12 protein-coding genes and 1 other RNA gene are annotated in these 21,762 nt (G+C 66.6%); 8 read left to right on the top strand and 5 right to left on the bottom strand.

Annotated features, from left to right (window positions below; genetic code table 11):
* Window positions 1-80: 80 nt before the first annotated feature.
* From ACLV74_RS14805 to ACLV74_RS14790, 4 genes are all read right to left on the bottom strand, one after another.
* The gene (locus ACLV74_RS14805) at window positions 81-1,253 is read right to left on the bottom strand and encodes an ABC transporter substrate-binding protein (RefSeq protein ID WP_411880158.1); all 1,173 of its coding nucleotides are present in this window, start codon (window positions 1,251-1,253) and stop codon (window positions 81-83) included.
* 249 nt (window positions 1,254-1,502) lie between these two features.
* Window positions 1,503-2,486: a PDR/VanB family oxidoreductase gene (locus ACLV74_RS14800; protein WP_411880157.1), complete on the bottom strand. Its 984-nt coding sequence runs from the start codon at window positions 2,484-2,486 to the stop codon at window positions 1,503-1,505.
* Window positions 2,487-3,263 carry a GntR family transcriptional regulator gene (locus ACLV74_RS14795; RefSeq protein WP_411880156.1) on the bottom strand — a complete coding sequence of 259 codons (777 nt, stop codon included), beginning with the start codon at window positions 3,261-3,263 and terminating at the stop codon, window positions 2,487-2,489.
* A 5-nt stretch (window positions 3,264-3,268) separates the two neighbouring features.
* On the bottom strand, window positions 3,269-4,363 hold the full coding sequence (locus ACLV74_RS14790) for a Rieske 2Fe-2S domain-containing protein (protein ID WP_411880155.1): 1,095 nt from the start codon (window positions 4,361-4,363) through the stop codon (window positions 3,269-3,271).
* 145 nt (window positions 4,364-4,508) lie between these two features.
* On the opposite strand from ACLV74_RS14790, the gene ACLV74_RS14785 reads away from it, so the two are divergent.
* The gene (locus tag ACLV74_RS14785; protein ID WP_411880154.1) at window positions 4,509-5,624 is read left to right on the top strand and encodes a 5-methyltetrahydropteroyltriglutamate--homocysteine S-methyltransferase; all 1,116 of its coding nucleotides are present in this window, start codon (window positions 4,509-4,511) and stop codon (window positions 5,622-5,624) included.
* A gap of 28 nt (window positions 5,625-5,652) precedes the next feature.
* Here ACLV74_RS14785 and ACLV74_RS14780 read toward each other — a convergent pair whose 3' ends face one another.
* Window positions 5,653-5,910 (bottom strand): DUF2061 domain-containing protein, encoded by a 258-nt coding sequence (locus ACLV74_RS14780; RefSeq protein ID WP_411880153.1) that lies wholly within the window; start codon window positions 5,908-5,910, stop codon window positions 5,653-5,655.
* A gap of 392 nt (window positions 5,911-6,302) precedes the next feature.
* Between ACLV74_RS14780 and ACLV74_RS14775 the strand changes: the two genes are divergently transcribed.
* The 7 genes from ACLV74_RS14775 (at window position 6,303) to ACLV74_RS14745 (ending at window position 21,718) form a co-directional block, all read left to right on the top strand.
* Window positions 6,303-7,994: a ShlB/FhaC/HecB family hemolysin secretion/activation protein gene (locus ACLV74_RS14775; RefSeq protein ID WP_411880152.1), complete on the top strand. Its 1,692-nt coding sequence runs from the start codon at window positions 6,303-6,305 to the stop codon at window positions 7,992-7,994.
* A 24-nt stretch (window positions 7,995-8,018) separates the two neighbouring features.
* On the top strand, window positions 8,019-17,018 hold the full coding sequence (locus ACLV74_RS14770; RefSeq protein WP_411880151.1) for a YDG domain-containing protein: 9,000 nt from the start codon (window positions 8,019-8,021) through the stop codon (window positions 17,016-17,018).
* A gap of 84 nt (window positions 17,019-17,102) precedes the next feature.
* Window positions 17,103-18,134: an SPFH domain-containing protein gene (locus ACLV74_RS14765; protein WP_411880150.1), complete on the top strand. Its 1,032-nt coding sequence runs from the start codon at window positions 17,103-17,105 to the stop codon at window positions 18,132-18,134.
* 39 nt (window positions 18,135-18,173) lie between these two features.
* Window positions 18,174-19,691, top strand: a complete 1,518-nt coding sequence (locus ACLV74_RS14760; protein ID WP_411880149.1) for a DUF4178 domain-containing protein — start codon at window positions 18,174-18,176, stop codon at window positions 19,689-19,691.
* 69 nt (window positions 19,692-19,760) lie between these two features.
* On the top strand, window positions 19,761-19,982 hold the full coding sequence (locus tag ACLV74_RS14755; protein WP_411880148.1) for a DUF350 domain-containing protein: 222 nt from the start codon (window positions 19,761-19,763) through the stop codon (window positions 19,980-19,982).
* A gap of 59 nt (window positions 19,983-20,041) precedes the next feature.
* A non-coding RNA gene (locus ACLV74_RS14750) (sX9 sRNA) lies at window positions 20,042-20,116 on the top strand.
* Between the two features lie 54 nt (window positions 20,117-20,170).
* Window positions 20,171-21,718: a polyamine aminopropyltransferase gene (locus ACLV74_RS14745; RefSeq protein WP_411880147.1), complete on the top strand. Its 1,548-nt coding sequence runs from the start codon at window positions 20,171-20,173 to the stop codon at window positions 21,716-21,718.
* Window positions 21,719-21,762: the final 44 nt, after the last annotated feature.

Raw genomic sequence — 21,762 nt, 5'->3', positions numbered from 1 at the left:
CGCGGAACCGGCTTTGCCGGGCCGCTGGTGTTGCCCCCTGCAAGGGGGAGGGCGGCAACGCCGCCTTCGGGGGTGTGCAATTACTTGGCTTTACCAGGATCTTTCACATCCTTGATCACGTCAAATTCCACGTTGTAAAGCTGGCCGTCCTTCTTTTCCACCTTGCGCAGGTACACGTCCTGCACGATGTCGCGCGTCTGCGCGTCGATGAAGATCTTGCCGCGCGGGCTTTCAAAAATCTGGCCCTTCATGGCTTCGAGCAGCGCGTCGCCGCCGCCCTGGCCCTTGCTGGTTTTGAGCGCTTCGTAAATCACCCGCATGCCGTCATAGCCGCCCACGGCCATGAAGTTGGGGCGCAGGCCCTTGTTGGCCTTGGAGAAGGCTTCCACGAATTTCTTGTTCATCGCCGACGGGTGCGCCGCCGAGTAGTGGTGCGAGGTCACCACGCCCAGCGCGCCGTCGCCCATGTCGTTGAGCTGGTCGTCGTCCGTCACGTCGCCGGTGCCGATCAGCCGGATGCCGGCCTTGTCCAGGCCGCGCTCGAGGAACTGCTTCATCACCGCGGCGCCCGCGCCCGAAGGCACGAAGACGAACAGCGCGTCGGGCTTGTTGTCCCGCACCTTTTGCAGGAAGGGCGCGAAGTCCGGGTTGCGCAGCGGCACGCGCAGCGCGTCCGTCACCTGGCCGCCGTTGAAGGTCAGGCGGTCCTTGAAGAATTTTTCGGCGTCGATGCCCGGGCCATAGTCGGACACCAGCGTGACCACCTTCTTGATGCCGTTTTTGGGCGCCCAGTCGGCCAGCGCGACCGAGACCTGCGGCAGCGTGAAGCTGCTGCGCACGATGTAGGGCGAGGCCTGCGTGATGCTGGAGGTCGCCGCTGCCATCACCACCATGGGCGTCTTGGACTGCGTTGCGATGGGCGCGGTGGCCAGGGCCGAGGGCGTGATGCCGAAGCCCGCCAGCACGTTGACCTTGTCGTTGACCACCAGTTCCTGCGCCAGGCGGCGCGTCACGTCGGGCAGCGAGGTGTCGTCCTTGACGATCAGCTGGATCTTCTTGCCCGCCACAGTGTCGCCGTTCTGCGCCATGTAAAGCCGCGCGGCCGCTTCGACCTGCCGGCCTGTGGTGGCCTGCTGGCCCGTCATCGGCAGGATCAGGCCGATCTTGAAGGTGTTGTCCTGGGCCAGCGCGGGCGCCGCGGCAAGTGCCGCAGCCGATAGCGCAGCGGCGGTGAGGAAGGTACGTTTTTTCATGCTTGTCTCCTGGTGGTTCTGTTTATTGCTGTCGTGTCAAAAGTGGCGGCTGACGCTTTCCGGCATGCGGTCGCAAAACGGTGCGAGTCTAGTATGAGTGCGGCATCAGCACAAATGTTCTTTAGGTGAACACACTGGTGCGGGGGCATGGCTTCATTCTGTTGGTTCTTTTTCCCTTGCCTGGCGCCGGTGCGGCGTCGTTGCACGATCATCGCGCAACCGGCCCGGTGATCGCACACAACTTGCCTGTCAAGGGTCGGGCCGGTAGGACGAATCCAGCGTCACCGAGCCCACCACGCGTGAGACACAGGCGCACAGCCGCGTGTTCCCCTGTTTCTCGTGCTCGCTCAAAAAGACGTCGCGGTGGTCGATCTCGCCGTCCAGCGCCAGCACGTCCAGCGTGCACAGGCCGCATTCGCCGCGCTTGCAGTCGGACACCGCCTCCACGCCGGCCTGCTCCAGCGCGTCCAGCAGGCTGCAGCCGGCCGGCACCATGATGTCCAGCGCATGGCGCGGAATGCGCACGCGGAAAGCCTGCGGCGCAAAACGCCCACTGTTGCCGAAGGTCTCATAGCGCAAATCGGCCGCCGGCCGGCCTGCAGCCTCCCAGGCGTGGCGCGCGGCGTCCAGCATGGGCACCGGGCCGCAGACGTACATTTGCGCGCCGGCCGGCAACGCCGCGATCTCGGCGGCGAAGTCGATGCGTGAGCCGGCAAGCGCCTGTAGCCGTTCGCCCAGGAAGTCCCGCAGCGCGTCGGCGTAAGCCAGCTCGGCCTCGCCGCGCACGCCGTACAGCATGCGCAGCGGCCGGCCCGATTGCGCGCAGCGCGCGCCCAGCGCCTGGGCCATGCCCAGCAGCGGCGTGATGCCGATGCCGCCGGCCACCAGCAGGTAGGCCGGCGCGTTGAAGTCCAGCGGGAAATGGTTGTGCGGCCCGCTCAGTTGCAGCCGGTCGCCCGCGGCCAGCTGCCACATCGCGCGTGAACCGCCGCGGCCATCGTCCAGCCGCTTCACGGAGATGCGGTACATCCGCCCGTCGGGTTCGCCGACCAGCGAGTAAGAGCGCAGCTGCGGCTTGCCGTCGACCAGCAGTTGCACCTGCAGGTGGCTGCCAGGTTCGTGGCGCTGCATGCCGGCCGTATCGGCAGGGCGGATGCGGAACTCGCGCACGGTGGGCGTGAGGTCCTCGAAGGAGTCAATGACCGCGTCGGTCCAGCTGGAGGTGGCTTTCATTCATTTTTTCCGGATCAGCCGCACACCCGGCATCTGGTCCAGGTTGTGGCTGGCGACGGCGGCGCGCAGGTTGCGTTGGGCCAGGCGCGAATGCTCGCGCATGATGGCCTCGGCGCGCGAGCCCTCGCGCTGCTCGATGGCGTCCAGCACCTGGCGGTGCTGGTCCTGCGCCACGATCAGCATGTCGCGCGCGCCCGGCGAATTGGCCTGCACCACCACAAAGCCCGAGGCCGAGGCAAAAGGCAGGCTGGACACGCGGTCCAGCTCCTTGGCAATCACCTCGCTGCCCGCCATCTCGCTGAGCAGCGCGTGAAAACGCGCGTTGAGCGTCACGTAACTCGAGAAGGCCTCGTCGTTGAGGGCCGGCTGGCTCAGCACCGCGTCGATGCGGTTCAGGCATTCGCGCGCTTCGCCAAGCACCACCGTGGGCGCGCCGCGCTCGGCCGCCAGCCGCGCCGACAGGCCCTCGACCGTGCCGCGCAGCTCGATCGCCTCGGACACGTCGCGTTCCGAAAACGTGCGCACCGCGAAGCCGCCGTTGGGTAGCGACTCCAGCAGGCCTTCCTGCTCCAGCCGCATCAGCGCCGCGCGTATCGGCGTGCGCGAGACGCCGAGCTTTTCGACAATGGACAGCTCGGCGATGCGCGCACCGCCGGGCAGCTCGCCTGCCAGGATCATCTCGCGCAGCTGCAGTTGTGCCCGGACCTGTGCGCTCTCCAGGCTGGGGGCGGTGGCGGCTGAGGGGTTTGCCGTGGCCAGGGGGATTGCTTTTGTCATGGGGTTCAGGCCGCAAGGCGGATGGGAATGACCGGAGCCGGCGGCGTTTCCTGCGCAATCAGCCGGTCTATCAGGCGCCGCGCCCACATGGAACCGGCATCGATGTTGAGGTTGTAGAACTGGTGGTCCGGGTGCTCGTCGATGGCGACCTGCTGGGCTTCCAGGATGAGTTCGTCCTCGCGGAAGATGCCGGCCACGCCTTCTCGCAGCTGGTGCGTCAGGCGCTGCTCCGTGAGGCAGTAGTTGCGCGCAAAAGCCCAGAAGTAATGGCAGCTGCCGTCGGTCTCGGGCGTCACCGTGTTCAGCACAAAGCCGTTCACGCCTTTGCTGCGGTCGCCCGGCGCGCCGTCTTTGGGCGGCGCGCCGGATCCGGCCTCGGCCACACCCACGTCGATGTTCACCGTGCAGGGCGCCTCGAATTTGATGATCTGCCAGCGGTCCACCTTGCCGCCGTAGCCGCGCGCATGGGCTATCTGCCCGGCCCAGAAGGGCGGCGCGTCTATGTTTTCCATCCAGCGCGTCACCGTGGCCGTGCGGTCGCCGTGCGTGGCCACAAAGGGCGCCTCGGCCACGGCGCGCTGGCCAATGCTGGAGCCGTGCACAAAGGTTTCGTGCGTCAGGTCCATCAGGTTGTCGACCACCAGGCGGTAGTCGCATTTCACGGTGATGAGCTTGCCGTCACCGGCCCAGGCCGGGTCGTCGTTCCAGTGCATGTCGGGCACCAGCGCCGGGTCCGCCTTGGCCGGGTCGCCGGGCCAGATCCAGACGAAACGATGTTTTTCCACCGCCGGAAACGCGCGCACGCAGGCCGAGGGGTTCAGCGTTTCCTGGCTGGGCATGTGGGTGCAGCGGCCCTGGGCGTTGTAGACCAGGCCGTGGTAGCCGCAGGTCAGCTCGTCGCCGCTCAGCGTGCCCATGGACAGCGGCAGCAGCCGGTGCCAGCAGGCGTCCTCCAGCACGGCCACCTGGCCGTCGGTGCGGCGAAACATCACGACTTTCTGCTTGCAAATCGTGCGCGCCAGCAGCTTGCGGCCGACTTCCACGTCATAGGCGGCGGCATACCAGGCGTTGAGTGGAAAAGTCGATTTTGCGGTATTCATGGATACTCAATGTATACATAAATGCCAAAAAAACCAAGAAATTCGAGGAATTTCAGGGTAAATACGGAGTTTATGTATTCATTGCAGGTCTTTCTGCCTGGCATACCATGAGGTCCTGTACTTGAAAACCGATGGAGACTTTCCCATGACCGCCAAACTACCCGCCCGTTACGACCACGTCGGCAGCTTTCTGCGCCCGCAGTACCTGCTGGAAGCCCGCGAGCAAAAAGCCAAGGGCCAGATCACGCCCGAACAGCTGCGCAAGGTCGAAGACCAGGCCATCACCGAAATCGTGAAATTCCAGGAAGACGTGGGCCTCAAAAGCATCACCGACGGCGAATTCCGCCGCACCTATTTCCACATCGATTTCCTCGAGCAGATAGGCGGCGTGAAGACTGACATCCCGGTCACCATCCAGCGCCCCGACGGCACGATGGAACTGGCGCCGCCCGTGATGCGCGTCATCGACAAGGTGCGCCACGTCAAGGACATCCAGCTCGCCGACTTCCAGTACCTCAAAAGCCAGGTCAGCGCCGGCAACACGCCCAAGGTCACCATCCCCTCGCCCACCATGCTGCACTTTCGCGGCGGCCGCGCCGGCATCAGCAGGGAAGCCTATCCCGAACTCGACCCGGCCTTCTACGACGACGTGGCCAAGGCCTACGGCGACGAGCTGCGCAGCCTGGCCGCGGCCGGCTGCACGTATGTGCAGATGGACGATACCAACCTGGCTTACCTGTGCGACGAAAAAATGCGGGAAGCGGCACGCCAGCGCGGCGACGACCCCAACGAACTGCCGCACCGCTACGCCAAATTCATCAACAAGGTGGTCGCGCAAAAACCCGCCGGCATGACACTGGCCATGCACCTGTGCCGAGGCAACTTCAAGAGCACGCACGCCGCGGCCGGCAACTACGAGCCGGTGGCCGAGGCGCTGCTCAAGGAGATGGACCTGGACGCCTATTTCCTTGAGTACGACGACAGCCGCAGCGGCGACTTCCGCCCGCTGCGCTACCTGCCCAAGGGCAAGACGGTGGTGCTGGGCCTGGTCACCACCAAGTTCGGTGAAATGGAAAGCAAGGACGACCTCAAACGCCGCATTGAAGACGCGGCCAAATATGCGCCGCTCGAGCAGCTCGCGCTGTCACCGCAGTGCGGCTTCAGCAGCACGGTGCACGGCAACAACATCGCCGTTGAAGCGCAGCGCAACAAGCTGCGCCTGGTGGTTGAGACGGCACGCGAAGTCTGGGGCACGGCCTGAGCCGTACCCCATGTCCCTGCTCGCAGCGCTAGGCGCGAGCTGAAGACGGGCCCGCCCGCGCTTTCGCAGGCGCGGCCGCGCGCCGGCCGCCCCAGCGCTGCCAGGCTTTTTCGTGGAAGAAAAAGGCGAAGGCCTGCACCGTCGGCTCCAGCAGGCTCAACGTGATCGCCAGCAGGAAATTGCCGGTCACCGCATAGGCCACCAGGGCCGCCACCGTCACGTGCACGATGTAATAACTGGCCGTCTTTTTCAGGGTCGGCAGGTTGGTGCGGATGAGTTCGGTCATGGCTTTCCCCTTCAAATAGTCAAAAACAATTGACTCGTGTTTAATGATAGTTGTTGCCATCGCTTCCGGCCAATTCATTTGCGCTAAGTAATCCATAGGTTTTCTCGCACGGCACCGCAGCTGTAAAAAATACACATGTTCGTTTACTTACAAATTGCAACGTCTCGGAACTCTTTGGACTGGGTCGGCGCGTAACAGGCAAATAATTGTGAAAAAACAAACACATACGAGGTAAACCTGCGGTTTCCGTGAGGAAACCGTTGGACAGGGCAGGCCCAAAGGGCTACAACCAGAGGCAGCGTATGGCAACACTTTGTTGCACTCCGGCCTGAAAGGTCTGCCCCTTGTCCCGTCCCCCTGTTTTAGCGCTCCGGGTTATTGCCTGGGGGGTCTTGCTTGTTTGCGCCGCCAAAGCCGCACCCGCGCTGGCCCAGGCGCGCGCCGACGTGCGGCCCGACGCCGGCACCTTGCTGGAATCGCCAAGCCCCCTGCCCCTGCTGCCGCCCCGTGGCGGCGCGCCGCTGGAACTGCGGCAGCCTCCGCCCGCCGTGCCTGCCACCGGCACGGCCCGCATCAGGCCGGCCGCTTTTACTTTTACCGGCAACACGGTGTTTTCCGCCGAGTTGCTGTCCGCGCTGCTGTCGGCTCGCGTGGACCAGCCCACCAACCTCGCCGGCCTGACCGAGGCGGCCAACACCGTCAGCGCCTATTACCGGCGCAAAGGCTACGTGCTCACGCAGGCCTACCTGCCCCAGCAGGCCTTCCCCAGCGACGGCGGCACCGTCACCATCGCCATCCTCGAAGCGCGCGTGGGCCGCGTCACCGTGCGCGTGGAGGGCGCGGGCATCGCGCAGGCCTTCGCCGAAAGCCTGGTGGCCAGCCAGTTGAAGCCCGGCGACGCCGTCACCGAATACGCGCTCGACAAACCCGTGCTGCTGCTGCGCGACCTGGCGGGCTACGACGCCGCAGCCACCGTCGGGCCCGGCGCGAACCCCGGCCAGGCCGACGTGCTGGTCACCATCCAGGCCAAGGGCCCGCGCGTAGACGGTTCGGTCAGCGTCGACAACCACGGCGCGCGTGCCGCCGGCGCCGCGCGCGCAACGCTCAGCGCCAATGTCAACAACCTGCTGGGTCGCGGCGACGTGCTGGCCCTGAGCGCCCAGCAAAACGACCAGGCCGGCTCGGCCCTGTACCGCCTCGGCTACACGCTGCCCGTGGGCGCTTACGGCAGCCGCCTGGGCCTGAGCCTGGCGCGCCTGGATTACGCCCTGGGCAAGCAGTTCGAAGCGCTGGGCGCCAGCGGCCGCGCGGACATCGCCGGCCTCAGCCTGTCGCACCCGCTGCTGCGCGGACGCAGCACCAACCTGTACGGCTTCATCAGCGCCGAGGAAAAAAAGCTCAGGGATGAAACCCGCACGCCGGCGCTCTCGAGTGAGCGCGACATCAGCGCGCTCAGGGTGGGGCTGGCGGGCAACTTCACCGACGGCCTGGCCGGCGGCAGCGGCCTGAACAGCTACGCCGCCAACCTCACCTTCGGCCGCCTCACGCTCAATGCGGCCGACCAGGCGCTCGATGAGGGCCTTGGCGGGCTGAACACCGCGGGCGGCTTCAGCAAGCTCAACCTGGAATTCCAGCACTCCCACTACTTCGACGCGCCCTACAGTTTTTACGTCGCGGCGCAAGCCCAGTTCGCCTCAAAAAACCTCAGCTCCGCCGAAAAAATGGTGCTGGGCGGCCCCACCGGCGTGCGCGGCTACCCGGTGGGCGAAGGCGTGGGCGACGCGGGCTACCTGTTGAACCTGGAATCGCGCTACCAGTTCCCGCAAGCACCCTGGGGCGAGCCCCTGACCTTGCTGGCCTTCTACGACTTCGGCCATGTGCGCTTCAACCAGAACGGCGCCACCGTGCCCGGAAATTCCAACACGCTGAGCCTGGGCTCCTTCGGCGTGGGCGCCACGCTGGGCCGGCCCGGCAGGTTCCTCGTCAAGACCTACCTCGCCTGGCGCACCACGCCGGCGCTGCCTTCCACCGGCGACCCGGACCGCTCCCCGCGCGCCTGGCTTTCCGCCCAGACCTGGTTTTAGACCTCTTACTTTCGAAGGCCCACCATGACCACCCACCCTGCCGCATCCGCCCACGCCTACCGTCCCTGGTCCGTGCGCACCGTGGTGGTCCGCCTGTCGCGCAAGCTCTCGGCCACCTACCGCATCCGCAGCGGCCGCCGTTTGTCGCATCTGCTGGCAGTGCTGCTGGCAGCCGTCTCGCCCTGGGCCGCCGCCCTGCCCGAAGGGGGCCAGGTGGTGGCCGGCCAGGCCAGCGTCAGCACGCCCTCGGCCAATGCCATGGTCGTCAACCAGGCCAGCGACAAGGCCGTGCTCAATTGGCAAAGCTTCAACATCGGCAGCGGCCAGTCCATGCAGTTCGTGCAGCCGGGCGCCGCGTCCGTCGCGCTGAACCGCGTCACCGGCAACGGCGCCTCGTCCATCTTCGGCTCGCTCAGCGCCAACGGCCAGGTGTTTTTGATCAACCCCTCGGGCGTGATGTTCGCGCCCGGCGCGCAGGTCAACGTGGGCGGCCTGGTCGCCTCCAGCCTGGACATCAGCAACGGCGACTTCATGGCAGGGCGCTACAGCTTCAGCGGCGCCGGCACGGGCGCCGTCAGCAACCACGGCAGCATCAACGCCGCGCCGGGCGGCTACGTGCTGCTGGCCGCACCGCAGGTCACCAACACCGGCGCCATCACGGCGGATGCCGGCTCGGTCGGCCTGCTGGCGGGCTCGCGCGTCTCGGTCGACACCTCGGGCGTGGGCCTGGTGCGCTTCTCGGTGGACGCCGCCGCAGCGCAGGCCGCGATCAACAACAGCGGCAGCATCACCGCCAATGGCGGCCAGGTCGCCGTGCTGGCCAGCGCCATGGGCGACGCGATGGCCACCGTCATCAACCAGTCCGGCGTGATACGCGCCGACTCGGCGGTCGAGCGCAACGGCACCATCGTGCTGAGCGGCGGCGCCACAGGCATCGTGAACGTCAGCGGCGAGTTGAGCGCGGCCGGCGCCGCGCCGGGGCAGACGGGCGGCACGGTCAAGGTGCTGGGCGACAAGGTTGCGTTGACCGGCGCGGCCTCCATCAACGTGTCGGGGCAAGCTGGTGGCGGCACCGCGCTGGTCGGCGGCGACTACCAGGGCCTCAACGCGGCCGTGCAGAATGCCAACCGCACCTACATAGGCGCCGATGCCAGCATCAAGGCCGATGCCCTCAGCAGCGGCAACGGCGGCAAGGTCATCGTCTGGGCCGATGACGTCACCCAGTTCCACGGAAGCATCACCGCAAAGGGCGGAGCGCAGGGCGGCGACGGCGGCTTTGTCGAAACCAGCGGCAAGTCGGTCCTGCAGGCGCTGGGCAGTGTCGATGCCTCCGCACCCAACGGTGCGGCGGGGCAGTGGCTGCTCGACCCGAACAACATCACGATTCAAACGGCAGGACCCGACACCAATGTCTCGGCAACGCCCAACTTCAGCAGCACGAACGACAGCGCCATCGTGACCGTGGCGAGCATCCAGACGGCCCTGAATGGCGGGACATCCGTCAACGTCACGGCAGCAAGCGCCGGCACCAACGCCCAGGCCGGCGACATCACCGTCAACAATGCCATCGCCAAGACGGCCGGCGGCGCGGCGACCTTGACCCTGAACGCCTCCAACAACATCACTTTCGGCGCGGGTGCGAATGTCACCTCCACCGTGGGTGCGCTGGGCCTCACGCTCAATGCGCCCGGCGCGATCAATTCGCTGGGAAATGTCAGCCTCAACGGCGGCACGCTGAACCTGAACGCCACTGGCAACGTCACGCAGGCGGGGCTTATCCAGGGCACAACCGCAGTCGTGAAAAACGGTGCGGGTACCCTGACCCTGTCGAACGCCAACACCTACAGCGGCGGCACCACCATCAAGGCCGGCACGGCGTCGGGCACCGTGGCGGCGGCCTTCGGCACCGGCGCCATCACGCTGGGCGACAGCAGCGGCAGCGCCAGCGCGACGCTCAACGGCGGCGGTGCCGTGACGCATGCCAACGCGATCAACGTGGCGGCCGGCAACACCGGCGTGGCCAGCATTACCTCCAGCGCCAACAGCACCTTCAGCGGCGCCGTCACACTCAACAACCATGACTTGACGCTCGCACCGGCGGCCAGCACGCTCACCCTGAGCGGTGCGGTCGCAGGCACCGGCAACCTGGCGCTCAACACCACAGGGGCCGGAACCCTCACGCTGTCGGGCGGGGCATTGAACAACACCGGCACTGTGACCAACAGCGGAACGGGCACGGGCACAACGGTGATCAGCAAGGTGATAGGCACCAACGTCACCGGCGTCGTGCAGAACAGCGCCACTTCGCAACTGACACTGTCGGGCGCGAACACCTACAGCAGCGGCACCACCATCAAGGCAGGCACGGCATCGGGCACCGTGGCGGCCGCCTTCGGCACCGGCGCGATCACGCTGGGCGACAGCAGCGGCAGCGCCAACGCGACGCTCAATGGCGGCTTTGCTGGCACCCACGCCAACGCGATCAACGTGGCGGCCGGCAACACCGGCGTGGCCGGCATTACCTCCAGCGCCAACAGCATCTTCAGCGGCGCGGTCACACTCAACAACCATGACCTGAAGCTGACCCGCGCCGGCACCAACCTCACCCTGAGCGGCGGCGTCACCGGCACAGGCAACCTGTCACTCAACAACAACAGCAATGTGGCCAGCGGCCTGACCTTGTCGGGCGGCGCCGTCAACAACGCCGGCACGATCACCAACAGCGGCACCGGCACCGGCGCCGGCACGACCCTGATCAGCGCGGCGGTGGGTTCCAACGTCACGGCCATCACCGAAAACAGCGCCACGGCACTGAACATCACCGGCGCACTCACCGTCAACAGCGCGGGCACCACGCTGACCAACAGCAATGCCAGCGGCGCCGTGCTCACGGTCTCTGGTGGCGTGAACGGCACCGGCAACCTGGTCCTCAACAACAACGGTGCGGTCGTTAACGGCGTCACGCTGGCAACGGGCGTGGTGAACAACACCGGCACCATCACCAACAGCGGAACCGGCACGGGCGTCGCCCTCATCAGCGCGGCGGTAGGGTCCAACGTCACGGCCATCACGGAAAACAGCGCCAGCTCGGCTTTGACCGTCAGCGGGGCCCTGACCGTCAACAGCGCGGGCACCACGCTGACCAACAACAACGCCGGCGGCGCCGCGCTGCTCACGGTCACGGGCGCGGTGAACGGCACCGGCAACCTGGTGCTCAACAACAACAGCGCGATCGCCAACGGCGTCACGCTGTCCGGCGCGGGAACATTGAACAACACCGGCACCGTGACCAATAGCGGCACGGGCACGGGCGCAACGTCGATCGGCAAAGTCATAGCCACCGGCGTGACCGGTGTGGTGCAAAACAGCGCGACTTCGCAGCTGACGCTGTCGGGGGCGAACACCTACACCAGCGGCACGACGGTCAAGGCGGGCACCCTGTCGGGCACGACCAGCGCCGCGGCATTCGGCACGGGCGCGATCACACTGGGCGACAGCAGCGGCAGCGCCAACGCGACGCTCAACGGCGGCTTTGCCGGCACGCATGCCAACGCGATCAACGTGGCCGCCGGCAACACCGGCACGGCCAGCATCACCTCCAGCGCCAACAGCATCTTCAGCGGCGCGGTCACGCTCAACAACCACGACCTGTTGCTCGCGCCGGCGGCCAGCACCCTCACCCTGGGCGGCGGCGTCACGGGAACGGGCAATCTGGCGCTGAATACGACCGGCGCCGGGACGATCATGCTTTCGGGCGCCAGTGCGGTGAACAACACCGGCACGATCACCAACAGCGGCACCGGCGGCGGTGCGGCCACCATCAGCGCGGCAGTAGGCTCCAACGTCACGGCCATCACCGAAAACAGCGCCACCTCGGCCCTGACCGTGAGCGGCGCGCTCACCGTCAACAGCGGCGGCACGACCTTGACCAAGAGCAATACCGCGGGCGCGCTGCTCACGGTTTCCGGCGGTGTGAACGGCACTGGCAACCTGGTTCTCAACAACAACAGCGCGATTGCCAACGGGGTGACGCTGGCGACGGGGGCGGTGAACAACACCGGCACCATCACCAACAGCGGAATCGGCACGGGCGTCGCCCTCATCAGCGCGGCGGTAGGCTCCAACGTGACGGCCATCACCGAAAACAGCGCCACGTCGGCCCTGACCGTCAGCGGCGCGCTGACCGTCAACAGCGCGGGCACCACACTGACCAACAACAACGCCGGCGGCGCCGCGCTGCTCACGGTCACGGGCGCGGTGGGCGGCACCGGCAACCTGCTGCTCAACAACAACAGCGCGATTGCCAACGGCGTCACGCTGTCCGGCGCCGCGGTATTGAACAACACCGGCACGGTCAGCAACACCGGAACCGGCACCGGCGCGACCGCCATCAGCAAGGTCATCAGTACCGGCGTGACCGGCGTGGTGCAGAACAGCGCGACTTCGCAGTTGACCTTGTCGGGTGTGAACACTTACAGCACAGGCACCACGATCAAGGCGGGGACGGTGTCGGGCACAGGCAATGCGAGCGCCTTCGGCACCGGCGCGGTCACGGTAGGCGACGGCAGCGGAAGCGCCAACGCCACACTCAACGTCGGCTTTGCCGGGACGTACGGCAACGCGATCAACGTGGCGGCGGGCAATACCGGCGTGGCCGGCATCACCTCCGGCGTGAACAGCACCTTTACTGGCGCGGTCACGCTCAACAACCATGACCTGACGGTCGCCGCGTCGGCCAACACCCTTACCCTGAGCGGCGGGGTCACCGGCACGGGCAACCTGTCCCTCAACAACAACGGCGCAACGGCCGGCGGCGTGACCCTTTCAGGCACCCCCACCACCGTGAACAACATCGGCACGATCACCAACGGCGGCACCGGCACCGGCGCGGTGGTGATCAGCAAGGCCATCGGCGCCAACGTCACGGGCGTGGTGCAGAACAGCGCCACCTCGCAGCTGACCCTGTCGGGGGCGAACACCTACACCGGCGGTACAAACATCAAGGCCGGCACGGTATCGGGCACCACGGCGACCGCCTTCGGCACAGGCGCCATCACGCTGGGCGACAGCAGCGGCAGCGCCAACACGACGCTCAACGGCGGCTTTGCCGGCACGCACGCCAACGCCATCAACGTGGCCGCCGGCAACACCGGCACGGCCAGCATCACCTCCAGCGCCAACAGCATCTTCAGCGGCGCCGTCACCCTCAACAGCCACGACTTGCGGATCGCGCCGGCGGCCAGCACCCTCACCCTGAGCGGCGGCGTCGCGGGCACGGGCAATCTGGCACTGAACAACACCGGGGCCGGGACGATCACCCTGTCGGGCGCAGGCGCGGTGAACAACATAGGCACCATCAGCAACACCGGCACCGGCACCGGCGCAACGACCATCAGCGCGGCAGTGGGCTCCAACGTCACGGCCATCACTGAAAACAGCGCGACCTCGGCCCTGACCGTCAGCGGCGCGCTGACCGTCAACGGCGCGGGCACAACCCTGACCAACAGCAATGCCAGCGGCACCTCGCTGCTCACGGTCACAGGCGCGGTGAGCGGCACCGGCGACCTGGTGCTCAACAACAACAGCACGATCGCCAACGGCATCACGCTGTCGGGCGCCGCGACATTGAACAACACCGGCACGGTCAGCAACACCGGCACCGGCACCGGCGTGACCGCCATCGGCAAGATCATCGGAACCAACGTGGCCGGCGTGGTGCAGAACAGCGCCACCTCGCAACTGACGCTGTCGGGGGCGAACACCTACACCAGCGGCACGACGGTCAAGGCGGGCACCCTGTCGGGCACAACAAGCGCCGCGGCATTCGGCACGGGCGCGATCACACTGGGCGACAGCAGCGGCAGCGCCAACGCGACGCTCAATGGCGGCTTTGCCGGCACGCATGCCAACGCCATCAACGTGGCGGCGGGCAACACCGGCGTGGCCAGCATCACCTCCAGCGCCAACAGCACCTTCAGCGGCGCGGTCACGCTCAACAACCATGACCTGAGGCTCGCCCCGGCGGCCAGCAGCCTCACCCTGAGCGGTGCAGTCACAGGCACCGGCAACCTGGCGCTCAACACCACGGGGGCCGGAGTCCTCACGCTGTCGGGCGGGGCATTGAACAACACCGGCACCGTGACCAACAGCGGCACCGGCACGGGCGCAGCGGTGATCAGCAAGGTGATAGGCACCAACGTCACGGGGGTTGTGGAAAACAGCGCCACCTCGCAGCTGACCCTGTCGGGGGCGAACACCTACACCAGCGGCACGACTATCAAGGCCGGCACGGTATCGGGTACCGTGGCGGCCGCCTTCGGCACCGGCGCGATCACGCTGGGCGACAGCAGCGGCAGCGCCAACGCCACGCTCAGCGGCGGTGCCGTGCACGCCAACGCGATCAATGTGGCGGCCGGCAACACGGGCGTGGCGAGTATCACTTCGAGTGCCGCAAGCACTTTCAGCGGTGCCGTCACAATGAACAACCATGACTTGCGGGTCGCCCCGGCGGCCAGCAACCTCATCCTGAGCGGTGCCGTCACAGGCACCGGCAACCTGGCGCTCAACACCACGGGAGCTGGAACCCTCACCTTGTCGGGCGCCGGGGCGGTGAACAACACCGGCACCGTGACCAACAGCGGCACGGGCACAGGCGCAGCGGTCATCAGCAAGGTGATAGGCGCCAACGTGACCGGCGTGGCGCAGAACAGCGCCACTTCGCAGCTGACGCTGTCAGGCGTGAACACCTACGCGGGAGCTACAACCGTCAACGCCGGCACGCTGAAGCTGGGCGCCGCCAACGCGATAGGCGCCGCGTCGGCCGTCAACGTCCTGGCCGGCGCCACACTGGACCTCAACAGCTTCAGCGACACCGTCGCCTCGGTGACGAGCGCGGGTGTGGTCGCCTTTGGCACAGGCAACACGCTGACCACCAGCGGCGCACAGGCTTACACGGGCCAGGTGACCGGAAACAACGTCACGCTGGCCAGCAGCGGCGGCGGCGCGATCACGGCCAGCAACGCGTCGAACAACCTTGCCGGCAACCTTTCCATCTCGACGTCCGGGGCGGCCAGCGTCGTCAACGCCGGCGCCCTGGCGCTTGGAACCGTGTCGGCTGGCAGCCTCACCGCCCGGGCACTGGGAGGCAACCTCACGCTCAACGGCACCGTCACCGCAAGCGGCAGCGGCGACGCCATCGTGCTGACGACCAGCGGCAACTTCACCAACAACGCGGGCGCCGGGGCACTGTCAACGCCGTCCGGGCGCTGGCTGGTCTATTCGACAAGTCCCGCCTCCGATGTAAAAGGCGGGCTGGTTGCCGCGTTCAAGCAGTACAACGCAACGTATGGCAGCGCCCTGCTGGGCACCGGCAACGGTTTTGTCCATTCCGTGGCGCCGACCATTTCCGCCGGGCTCACCGGCACGGTGACCAAGGTATATGACGGGACCACAAGCGCCACGCTGGCGGCAGGCAACTACACCAGTTCCGGAGCCATAGACGGCGACGTGATCTCCCTTAACAACCCGGCTGCCGGCAGCTACGACAACAAGAACGCCGGCACGGGCAAGACGGTCAGCGTATCCGGCGTGACCGCCACCGCCTCCAATGGCGCCACCACGGTGTACGGCTACCAGGTGTCGGGCGGCGGTACCGTCAGCGGCAACGTCGGCACCGTCACGGCACGCAGCCTGACGGTCAGCGCCACCGGCACCAACAAGGTCTACGACGGCAACACCACCGCCGGCGTGACCCTGGCCGACAACCGCGTCGCGGGCGACGTGCTGACGGCCGCCAACACGGCCGCGAACTTCGCCGACAAGAACGTGGGCACAGGCAAGACGGTGAACGTCAGTGGCATTGCTCTCGCGGGAACCGACGCCGGCAACTACACAGCCAACACCACGGCGGCTACCACGGCAGACATCAGCCAGCGCGCCCTCACGGTCAGCGCCACGGGTGCCAACAAGGTGTACGACGGCAACACCATCGCCGGCGTGACGCTCACCGACAACCGGGTCGCCGGCGACGTGCTGACCGCCAGCAACACGGCCGCCAGCTTCGGTGACAAGAACGCGGGCAGCGGCAAGGCGGTGAGCGTCAGCGGCATCGGCGTCACCGGCACCGATGCGGCCAACTACACCTTCAACACGGCAGCGGCCACCACGGCCGACATCACGCAGCGCGCCCTCACCGTCGGCGCCACGGCCCAGAACAAGGTGTACGACGGCGGCACCGCCGCCAGCGTCACGCTCAGCGACAACCGCGTCGCCGGCGACGTGCTGACGGCCGGCAACACGGCCGCGAACTTCAGCGACAAGAATGCCGGCACCGGCAAGACGGTCAATGTCGGCGGCATCGGCATCACCGGCGCCGACGCCGGCAACTACAGCGTCAACAGCGCCGCCACCACCACGGCCAACATCACGCCGGCCACCATCGCCAATGTCAGCGGCATCACCGCCGCCGACAAGATGCAGGACGGCACCACGGCCGCCACGCTGGCCTCGGGCGGCGCGGCGTTTGCGGGCCGCATAGGCGCGGACGTGCTCACGGTAGGTGCCGCGACCGGCAACTTCGACACGCCCGCCGTCGGCAATGCCAAGTCCGTCGGCATCACCGGCATCAGGCTGTCCGGCGCGGACGCCGGCAACTATGTGCTGCTGAACACCACGGCCGCCACCAGGGCCAGCATCACGGCGGCGCCGGCCAATATGGCCGAACGCAGCGGCGACGGCCGCATCGCTGCCGGCACCGCGCTGCCCGTGCTGGATCCCGAGGAAGTGCGCGAGCGTGCCTTCCGCGCGGCCGGCATACAGCGCGCCCAAGCGCAGCCCGGCACGGCGGAAACACCTCCCTTCAGCCTGACGGGCTTTCCGGGTGCGTTCGTAGCGCCAGGTGCGGCAGATGCGCCAGACGGGCCGGATGCGCCCGGCGCCGCTGCGCCGGCACAGGGCAATTGCACCGGCGCGGGCGGCGGCACGAATTGCTCGGCGGACGTGCTGCAGGCAAGCCAGGGCCGGTAAACCCCGGACAGGCGCACCGCGGGGCGGTGCGCCATTTTCGGCGGGTATCATGTGGCCGACAACTCACTTCAAAGGGAGCGCGCCATGGCATTAATGGACTTCATCAAGAAACAGTTCATCGACATCATCCAGTGGACCGAGGACGGCGACGGCACGCTGGCCTGGCGCTTCCCGATGGCCGACATGGAGATCCAGTACGGTGCCTCGCTCACCGTGCGCGAGTCGCAGATGGCGGTTTTTGTCAATGAGGGCAAGGTCGCCGACGTGTTCGGCCCCGGCATGCACAAGCTGACCACGCAGACTATCCCGGTCCTGACCTACCTCAAGAACTGGGACAAGCTGTTCGAATCGCCCTTCAAGAGCGACGTCTACTTTTTCAGCACGCGCCAGCAGATCGACCAGAAGTGGGGCACGCCGCAGCCCATCACCATCCGCGACAAGGACTTCGGCGCCGTGCGCCTGCGCGCCTTCGGCAACTACAACTTCCGCGTCGCCGACCCCAAGCTCTTCCACACCGAAATTTCCGGCACGCGCGAGCGCTACACCACGGACGAACTCGACGGCCAGCTGCGCGGCCTGGTGCTGCAGAACATCTCCAATGCCATCGCCTCCAGCGACATCGCCTTCCTGGACCTGGCCGCCAACCAGCTGGCCTTCGCGCAGGCGCTGGTGACGCAGCTCACGCCGGAATTCGCGAAGATAGGCCTGAAGCTCGAAGGCATGACGGTGCAGAACGTCTCGCTGCCCGAAGAACTGCAGAAAATCCTCGACCAGAAAATCGGCATGGGCATGGTCGGCAACGACATGGGCAAGTTCATGCAGTACCAGACGGCGCAGGCGATTCCCAAATTCGCCGAAGGCGCGGGCGGCGGCGGCATTGCCGGCGACGCCATGGGCCTGGGTGCCGGCGTGGCGCTGGGCCAGGTGCTGGCGCAAAACCTGCAGCAGGGCCTGCAGGGCAACCCGGCCCAGGCGGCCGCCGCTGCTGCTGCCGCCGTGAAGCCGGACGAGGTCATGGCCACGCTCGAAAAACTCGGCGAACTCAAGGCCAAGGGCATCCTCACGCAGGAAGAGTTCGACGCCAAGAAGGCCGAGCTGCTCAAGAAGCTGGTCTGATGCCGGTTCCTCCGCGCATCGTTCACTGACCGGCCCATCTTGGCATCCGAACCCCCGCAACGCGTCTACCGCGCGCCGTGTCCCGGCTGCGGCGCGCCCGTTGAATTCCGCAGCGCGCAGTCCACGCACGCGGTTTGCGCCTACTGCCGGAGCACCGTCGTGCGCGACGGCGACACCTTGTCCCGCATCGGCAAGATGGCCGAGCTGTTCAACGACTTCAGCCCGCTGCAGCTGCAGTCCTCGGGCGTCTGGCAGGGCCGCAACTTCACGCTGGTCGGCCGGCTGCAATACAAATATGCGGAAGGCACCTGGACCGAGTGGTACGCGGTGCTGGACGACGGCAAACCGGCCTTCCTGGGCGAAGACAACGGCGCCTATGTGTTCAGCCTGCCCACCAGCCTGCAGCGCGACGTGCCACCGGCTGAAAGCTTTCGCGTCGGCGCCACCACGGCCATCAACGCCAAGCCCTTCAGCGTGGCTTCGAACGAGCGCGTGTCGCTGCTGTCGGCCCAGGGTGAACTGCCGCGCCTGCCGGCGCTGGGCGCGCCCTTCGCGATGGTGGAGCTGCGCAGCGCCGACGGCCAGGTGCTCAGCATCGACTACGGCGCGGCGGCCGGCGGCGGCGCGCCCGCGCTGTCGCTGGGCCGGTCCGTGCTGCTGGAAGACCTCAAGCTCAGCGGCCTGAAGGACGAATCCGCCAAGGATGAAAGCGGCAGGCAGTTCAGCTGCCCCAACTGCGGCGCGCCTGTCGAGGTCACGCTGGCCGGCAGCAAAAGCATCACCTGCCGTTCCTGCAACAGCATCATCGACCTCACCCAGGGCACGGGCGCGGCGCTCAAGCATGCGATCCAGGACGAACCCGTCAGCCCGCTGATCGCGCTGGGCACGACGGGCCAGCTCTCCGGCGCGCAGTGGCAGGTCGTGGGTTTCCAGCACCGCATGGGCTACGAGGCCGACGACCCGGACGAGCACTTCGGCTGGGACGAATACCTGCTCTACAACCAGAAGCGCGGCTTCACCTTTCTGGTCGATGCCGAAGACGGCTGGAGCCTGGTCAAGCCGGTCACGGGCGCGCCCATCTTCAAGCCCGGCCAGAACAGCGCCGTTTACCTCAAGACGAACTACCCGCTGCAAAGCAGCTACCGGGCCGAAACTACCTATGTCGCCGGCGAGTTCTACTGGCAGGTCCAGCGCGGGCAAAAGACCTTCAACCGCGACTTCACCAGCGGCAGCGCCCTGCTGTCGCAGGAAGAAACGCCGAACGAGATCACCTGGTCCAGCGGCAGCAAGCTGGACGGCAACCTGGTTGCCAAGGCCTTCAAGCTCGAGGGCAAGAAGGATTTGTTCACGCGGGAAGATGCCAAGCCGCTGAGCAGCTCGGCCGGCATGGGTTGCGGCACCATCATCGTGGTGGTGCTGCTGGTCCTGCTGGTTCTTTTCATGATCGGCCGCTGTTCAAGTTGCGACCCCAAGATCGAAAATTGTTCCTCGTCCAGCAGCTCGCGCAGTTCGGGCGGCTCCTTCGGCGGTTTTTCCGGCGGCGGCGGCCACAAGTGACGCCCGCTTCTTTTTGATTTTTCTTCTTTTTCGGTTCAACCTGGCAGACTTTTTCTGGAGACCATCATCATGGGACTTGAATGGCTTAAACCCGCCGCATTCCTCGGCTCAATACTGTTCGCGCTGATCGGCGTGATCATCTTCTGGCTGAGCTTTGTCATCATCGACAAGATGACGCCTTACGACCTCTGGCAGGAGATTGTGGAGAAGCAGAATATGGCGCTGGCGGTTGTCGTCGCCGCGATGGCGTTAGGCATCTGCGTGATAGTAGCCGCCGCCATCCACGGGTAGTTCCTTTCGGGGCTACTGCGCGGACCGGGGGCGGCGTTGGTCCGGTGCTCCGAATCCTCACGTACCTGAAGTACGTTCCGGTTCGTCCGCTCCGTCCGCCTTGCCCGCGGCCCGCTCGCTACGCCCTGGGCGCCGTCGTTTGACTGGCTCGCTTCGCATCGCGTTTCACTTTCACCTTCGGTTTCGTTTTGAACACTGAGTCATCTACTCCCCCCGCCCCGCGCCCTCTTGAGGTCGCGCTGCTGGCCAGCGTCTTTGTCGTGGCGGCCTGCGGGCTGGTGTATGAGCTCGCGGCGGGGGCGCTGGCGTCTTACCTGCTCGGTGATTCGGTGTTGCAGTTTTCGACCATCATCGGCAGCTACCTGTTTGCCATGGGCATTGGTTCGTGGTTGTCGCGGTTTTTCGAGCGGCAGCTGCCGGCGCATTTTCTGCGTATCGAGTTGATGGTGGCGCTGGTGGGCGGCGCATTGCCGGCCACGCTGTTTCTGGCGAACGCCTATGTCCCCGGCGCTTTCCGGTTCATGCTGTATGCCATGGTGCTGCTGGTGGGCACGCTGGTGGGGCTGGAGATTCCGCTGGTCATGCGCATTTTGCGACGCAACGTGGCGCTCAAGGAACTGGTCTCCCAGGTGCTGACCTTCGACTACCTGGGCGCGCTGGCGGTGTCGCTGGCATTTCCGCTGGTGCTGGTGCCGCAGCTGGGCCTGATACGCACCGGCCTGCTGTTCGGCCTCATGAACGCCGCCGTCGCGCTGTGGGCGCTGTGGCTGTTTCGCCATGAGCTGCGGCACCTCAAGGCCCATGCCCTGGCCTGCCTGGGGGTTTTGTGCGCGCTGGCCGCGGGCTTCGCGGGCGCGGACCAGATCACCACGCTGGCCGAAGACCATTTCTACCAGGACCGCGTGGTCTTCACCGCCACCACGCCCTACCAGCGCATCGTGGTGACCAGCGGCCGCGGCGGCCACCGGCTGTTCCTCAACGGCAACCTGCAATTCGCCGAACGTGACGAATACCGCTACCACGAAGCACTGGTGCACCCGGTGATGAGCGCGCACGGCGCGCCGAAAAAAATCGCCGTGCTGGGCGGCGGCGACGGCATGGCGGTGCGTGAAATCCTCAAGTACCCCAGCGTCGGGAGCGTCACGCTGGTCGAGCTGGACCCGGCCATGACGAAGCTGTTCAGCCAGCAGCCCGCCTTGAAGCGACTGAACGCCGACGCGCTGCTGTCGCCCAAGGTGCACGTGGTGAATGCCGACGCTTTCCAGTGGCTGGACAAAAGCGCGGACATGTTCGACATCATCATTGTCGACTTCCCCGACCCCACCAATTTTTCCATCGGCAAGCTCTACACCAACTCGTTTTACGCGCTGCTGGACCGCCACCTGGCGGCCAGCGGCTACGCCGTCATCCAGACCACCTCGCCGCTGGTGGCGCGCCGCAGTTTCTGGACGGTCGTGAGCACGCTGGAATCCGTGGGTATGAGGGCCGCGCCCTACCATGCCAACGTGCCCAGCTTCGGCGAATGGGGTTTTGTGGTCGCCAGCCGCCGGCCTTTCAGCCCCACGACGCAAGCGGGCGCCCTGCCGCCCGGCCTGCGCTTCCTGGATGCGCAAACCCTGCCGCTGCTGTTTGATTTCCCGCTCGACATGGCGCGTGTGCCGGCGCCCGTCAACCGCCTCTCCAACCAGGAACTGGTGCACAGCTACGAGCAGGAGTGGGGCAAGGTGCTGCGTTGAAGCGGCGTTCAGGTCTTTACTCCCTCTCCCTCTGGGAGAGGGTG

The sequence above is a fragment of the Polaromonas sp. YR568 genome, assembly GCF_943369415.1.
In the GTDB taxonomy this organism is placed as follows: domain Bacteria; phylum Pseudomonadota; class Gammaproteobacteria; order Burkholderiales; family Burkholderiaceae_C; genus Polaromonas.
This window is presented reverse-complemented; position numbering and strand designations above follow the sequence as displayed.

What these genes read in the sequence shown, in the direction of transcription:
- ACLV74_RS14770 (WP_411880151.1), top strand. Translation starts at nt 8,019, where the DNA reads ATGACCACCCACCCTGCCGCATCCGCCCACGCCTACCGTCCCTGGTCC.
- ACLV74_RS14795 (WP_411880156.1), bottom strand. Translation starts at nt 3,263, where the DNA reads ATGACAAAAGCAATCCCCCTGGCCACGGCAAACCCCTCAGCCGCCACC.
- ACLV74_RS14765 (WP_411880150.1), top strand. Translation starts at nt 17,103, where the DNA reads ATGGCATTAATGGACTTCATCAAGAAACAGTTCATCGACATCATCCAG.
- ACLV74_RS14805 (WP_411880158.1), bottom strand. Translation starts at nt 1,253, where the DNA reads ATGAAAAAACGTACCTTCCTCACCGCCGCTGCGCTATCGGCTGCGGCA.
- ACLV74_RS14785 (WP_411880154.1), top strand. Translation starts at nt 4,509, where the DNA reads ATGACCGCCAAACTACCCGCCCGTTACGACCACGTCGGCAGCTTTCTG.
- ACLV74_RS14800 (WP_411880157.1), bottom strand. Translation starts at nt 2,486, where the DNA reads ATGAAAGCCACCTCCAGCTGGACCGACGCGGTCATTGACTCCTTCGAG.
- ACLV74_RS14755 (WP_411880148.1), top strand. Translation starts at nt 19,761, where the DNA reads ATGGGACTTGAATGGCTTAAACCCGCCGCATTCCTCGGCTCAATACTG.
- ACLV74_RS14790 (WP_411880155.1), bottom strand. Translation starts at nt 4,363, where the DNA reads ATGAATACCGCAAAATCGACTTTTCCACTCAACGCCTGGTATGCCGCC.
- ACLV74_RS14780 (WP_411880153.1), bottom strand. Translation starts at nt 5,910, where the DNA reads ATGACCGAACTCATCCGCACCAACCTGCCGACCCTGAAAAAGACGGCC.